Source organism: Priestia sp. P5_B4, assembly GCF_056400385.1.
Genome location: NZ_JBFULJ010000569.1, coordinates 1 through 2,491 on the forward strand (window position 1 = coordinate 1; position 2,491 = coordinate 2,491).

Genomic DNA, 2,491 nt, shown 5'->3' on the forward strand with positions numbered 1-2,491 from the left:
TTATCCATACTTCTCTTTACGTGTTCAGATGCCGTATTATGTGAAACGTGTAAATAATCCGCAATTTCTTTTATTCCAACCGAAGATGATTTATCTATATGCTGTAAAAGACGTATTGTTTGGTGTGTAATTTTCTCTTGATGCGTATAGTGCAAATGATAATAAATAGACGTCCAATAACTGTTTAACTCTTCTACTTTCATGATCCTGCTCCTTTATATCGTATTTTCAGTTATTATCGTATTATACGATATATATATTACAGGAACAACAGCCAGGTTTCAATACTACCTTCTTTTTATCTGACATCTCACATAATAATACGATTTAACAGTTACACTAATCGTACACACTGTGAAAGGCGGTTGTATGACATTGATTCTTCGACTGTTAAAATGGGTTCCGAATCTCTTTACGATTGGAAATTTGCTAAGCGGCGTATTTTCCATAGCTTTTAATATGAATAGCTACGAACGCTTAGCTGCTCTTTTTATTTTTCTAGCCGCTTTTTTCGATTTATTTGACGGCAAAATTGCGAGAAAGCTGAAAGTTAACAGTGAGTTTGGTGTAGAGCTAGATTCTTTGGCTGATATTATAAGCTTTGGCGTAGCGCCTGCAATGCTATTTCATACTCTTTCTCCCCACTCTTGGCTAACCGTACTCGCTTTTATGATTTATCCAAGCATGGGCGCATTAAGATTAGCTAAATTTAGTGCAAATCCAACCATGGGTTATTTTATAGGGCTTCCTATTCCTTTTCCCGCTCTAATTATCGCCCTGCTTGGCATGTTTTATTACGTAAACCCTTACCTTATGATTATTTTAGCTATTTTGATGGTTAGCCCTATTCGAGTGATGAAAATTTAGATGCAATAAAAGACAGACAAAATGCCTGTCTTTTATAGTGCTGTCCATTCTTCGCACAGCATTTTATGCTTGAATTTCAGCTCATGTTCTCTTTTTTCAAGCTGAGCTTGTAAAGAGAGCCACTCGCTATTATCAGGTGCTGAGTATAATTTTTCTTCAAGGGACAGTAAGGAATCCAGTATGTCTTCAAGCTGAGCAGCCACTTCTCTTTGCCGTTTTATGTTCATTTTTTTCAACAGTAGTTTTTCATTTTTCTTCATTTTTTTCACCTCTTTCTTTTCTTTACCCAATGTTGAGTGTTTTAGTATAGAAAGTATATGGTTAAAAATATTTCTACTGTAATAAAGATTCTTTAATAGCTTATTTTATTTCTAATTGTTATTTAGAACATAGTTTAATAAGATTATCATATCTGATACAATTAGTAATACTTTTACAAACCGTGATATACTAAAAAAAAGAAAGGATGATGAATAGAAAATTATGCTGCAAAAATTTGGTTTTTCTCAGTATGAAAGTCAAGTATATGAAGCGCTGCTTGCGAATGATGGCCCGCTGGATGCTAGTTCAATTGTTACGTATTCGCATGTTCCAAAAGCAAAAATTTATGAAGTGCTTAATCGTTTAATTGATAAAGGTATTGTAGTAAATACATTGTCCGGGAAAAAGAAACTTTACTCAGCGGTAGCCCTTCAAACCGTCATTCAAAAACTTACTGCTGATTTTGAAAATGACATTAATGAATTAAAAACATATAAAATTAAAAAAACGTTTACAGATGATCATGTTTGGAGTTTAAAAGATAAATCCTCTATTTCTGCTCATATTGAACAATTGATTGACGAAGCGGAATCTTCTATTATTTTATCCGCATGGAATGATGAGTTAGAACATTACCGCTCATTGCTAGAAGAAAAAGAGAAACAAGGCGTAAACGTCGAGGTCTTAACCATAGGAAACTTGCAGACTGCCCTCAAACATTTACATACATTAAATCCAATAGATGATCATAAAAACCTTGAGCCGTCGCAGTTGATTATTGTTGACGATGCTTACCTTTTATTTGCCGGCATTGAACATGAGACATGGAAAGCAATAAAAACCATGTCGCAGCCGCTTGTAAAAGTTTTTGCTGATTTCTTTTATCATGACGTCGCACTTACCCATATTACAAAGAAATATCAAGAGCAGCTTCTTCAAGATTGTGAGATCATGGAGCTGCTTACTCGACTGCGATATTAAAAAGGTTACTAATTCATTAGTAACCTTTTTAATATTACCTATTGAAATCCTTTCTAAAAAAGGTTACTATTCTAGTTGTAACTTTTTAAAGAGGGGGTTTTTTGATGAATAAAAAAGTTTACATACTTGCGATTGCTTCCTTTGTTGTTGGAACGGTCGAATTAATTCTAGGAGGCATCTTAGACTTAATTGCCGATGCATTTCATGTATCATTAGCAAAAGCAGGTTATTTAATCTCTATTTATTCGTTTGTTTATGCCTTGTCTGCGCCGATTTTACTAAATGTGACGGCTAAGATAGAGCGTAAAAAAGTTTATATGTGGACATTATTTATTTTCTTATTGAGCAATGTATTTTCAGCCTACAGTTCGGGCTATTATAT

At 33.9% G+C, this 2,491-nt stretch carries 4 protein-coding genes and 1 pseudogene; 3 read left to right on the forward strand and 2 right to left on the reverse strand.

Annotated features, from left to right (window positions below):
* Window positions 1–203, reverse strand: a pseudogene (locus tag AC1DRF_RS23055) (MarR family winged helix-turn-helix transcriptional regulator); the annotation flags it as partial.
* Between the two features lie 172 nt (window positions 204–375).
* Here AC1DRF_RS23055 and pssA point away from each other — a divergent pair.
* Window positions 376–867 (forward strand): CDP-diacylglycerol--serine O-phosphatidyltransferase, encoded by a 492-nt coding sequence (gene pssA, locus AC1DRF_RS23060; protein ID WP_176521268.1) that lies wholly within the window; start codon window positions 376–378, stop codon window positions 865–867.
* Between the two features lie 32 nt (window positions 868–899).
* Here the strand turns inward: pssA and AC1DRF_RS23065 are convergent, their stop codons facing one another.
* A complete protein-coding gene (locus AC1DRF_RS23065; protein WP_427076432.1) occupies window positions 900–1,127 on the reverse strand; it encodes a hypothetical protein in 228 nt (75 codons plus the stop codon).
* A gap of 223 nt (window positions 1,128–1,350) precedes the next feature.
* On the opposite strand from AC1DRF_RS23065, the gene AC1DRF_RS23070 reads away from it, so the two are divergent.
* Both AC1DRF_RS23070 and AC1DRF_RS23075 read left to right on the forward strand, forming a co-directional pair.
* On the forward strand, window positions 1,351–2,109 hold the full coding sequence (locus AC1DRF_RS23070) for a TrmB family transcriptional regulator (RefSeq protein ID WP_427076431.1): 759 nt from the start codon (window positions 1,351–1,353) through the stop codon (window positions 2,107–2,109).
* Window positions 2,110–2,213: 104 nt separating this feature from the next.
* A partial coding sequence (locus AC1DRF_RS23075; protein WP_477741785.1) for an MFS transporter occupies window positions 2,214–2,491 on the forward strand: 278 nt, incomplete at its 3' end.